Origin of the sequence: Stenotrophomonas sp. HMWF003 (genome assembly GCF_003061285.1) — a bacterium.
Classification (GTDB): domain Bacteria; phylum Pseudomonadota; class Gammaproteobacteria; order Xanthomonadales; family Xanthomonadaceae; genus Stenotrophomonas; species Stenotrophomonas maltophilia_AP.
On record NZ_QAIW01000448.1, the window covers coordinates 30688 to 32834 of the forward strand.

At 69.4% G+C, this 2147-nt stretch carries 1 protein-coding gene; it reads left to right on the forward strand.

What is annotated here, in order from left to right; all coding sequences use genetic code 11:
• Nucleotides 1-25 precede the first annotated feature (25 nt).
• A partial coding sequence (locus DBR34_RS19915; protein WP_258224183.1) for a diguanylate cyclase occupies nt 26-2147 on the forward strand: 2122 nt, incomplete at its 3' end.

Sequence of the window (2147 nt, forward strand, 5' to 3'; positions counted from 1 at the left end):
CGCCCACGTTCACGCGCTGGCCGCCATGGATCGCGCCCTGGCGAGCCCGCCGGACCAGGCCGACCTGCACACCCTGCTGCGCGAGGTGCAGCAGGCGCTGCAGGAGGCAATGGACGATCGCCAGCTGGCGCTGCGCCGGTATGCCGCACTGTTCGATGCCGTGCCGGACCCGGTCAGCATCCTGAGCGAAACGGGCGTGGTGCTGGACCTCAACAAGGCCGGCGTGCGCGCCTATGGCCGCCCGCGCGAGGACATCGTCGGGCAGCCGATCGAACTGCTCAACCCCGACCTGCCCAACGACCACCTGGACCCGGTGTGGGAAGCGCTGCACCGGGGCGAAACCTACGTCATCGAAGTCACCAACATGCGCGGCGACGGCAGCCGCTTCCCGGTGGAGGTGCACTCGGCCGGATTCGAGCACCAAGGCGAGCACTGCATCGTGGCCGTGGCGCGCGACCTGAGCAGCCGCTGGCAGGCCGAATCGCGCTACCGGTTGCTGATGGAATCGATCGACAAGGGCGTGGTCCTGTTCGACAGCCACCTGCGCGTGGTCTCGGCCAACCCGGCCGCGCACCGCATCCTGGGCACCGCCGGCAACGGCGGCAGCCTGCAGACGATGCTGGCCCCGGACGACTGGATCTGCGTGGACGAACACGGCCACCCGCTCACCCGTGAGCAATGGCCGGCGGCAGTGTCGCTGCGCACCGGCCGGATCATCCGCAGCACCATCGTCGGGCTGTACCACCGCCCGCGCGGCCGCATGATCTGGATCTCCACCACCAACGTGCCGGTGTTCGGCACCGGCCGCGACTGCCCGGACCACGTGTTCGGCATGTTCAGCGACATCACCGAACTCAAGCGCACCAACGCGCTGTTCGACCGCGCCCAGTCGCTGGCGCACATCGGCGGCTGGGAGTGGGACCGCGGCCTGCAGCGGCTGTACCTTACCGACGAGGCCAACCGCATCCTTGGCCAGGAGCTGCCCCTGCACGACATGGCGCACCTGCTGGAATGCCTGCGCGTGGACGACCGCTCGCAGCTGCAGCAGGCACTGCTGGACGTGATCGACAAGCAGGTGCCGTTCGAGCTGGAGCTGCAGGGCCAGCGCAGCGACGGCCATTCGTTCTGGGTGCGCATGATCGGCGAGGCCGAAGCGGGCGACGTGGATGCCGCGCGCATCGCCGGCACCGTGCAGGACATCACCGCGCGCAAGCAGGCCGAGGAAACCCTGCGCATCCAGGCGCGTACCGACCCGCTCACCGGCATCATGAACCGCGATGCAGTGCTCAACGACCTGGCCGCGCGCATGGCCAACCCCACCCATTGCCGGGTGGCGGTGCTGTACATCGACCTGGACCGGTTCAAGACCGTCAACGACCTGCTGGGCCACAACGCCGGCGACGAACTGCTGATCGACGCCACCCGCCGCATCGCCACCGCGATCGGCACCGAAGGGCTGCTGGCGCGCTTCGGCGGCGACGAATTCCTGGTGGTCTGCGACACCCGCGACCAGGCCGACCAGCCCGAGCGCCTGGCCGAGGCGATCACGCGCGGGTTCAGCACCCCGTTCCGCTTCGGCAGCGACGAATTCGCGGTCACCACCAGCATCGGCATCGCGCGCGCGCCGCAGGATGGGCTGCGCCCGCAGCAGCTGATCCAGAACGCCGACATCGCCATGTACGACTGCAAGCGCCGCACCCGCAACGGCTGGCAGGTGTTTTCACCGGAGCTGGCGCAGCGCCAGCACGACCGCCTGCAGATCGAAAGCCGCCTGCACCGCGCGCTGGACGACGATGAGTTCCACCTGGTCTACCAGCCGCAGGTCAGCCTGCACGACGGCCGCATGGTGGCTGCCGAGGCCCTGATCCGCTGGCGCAACTCGCAGCTGGGCGAGCTGCGCCCGGACATCTTCATTGCACATGCCGAAAGCACCGGTGACATCGTGCGGATCGGCTTGTGGGTACTGCGCGAGGCCTGCCGCCAGGTGCGCCAGTGGCAGGATGCCGGGCTGGGCATCGTGCGGGTGGCGGTGAACGTGTCCTACCGGCAGTTCGTCGGCGAGGACCTGGCCCGCCACGTGCGCCAGGTACTGGACGAGTTCGGCCTGCCCGGCAGCGCACTGGAGCTGGAGTTCACCGAGCGGGTGC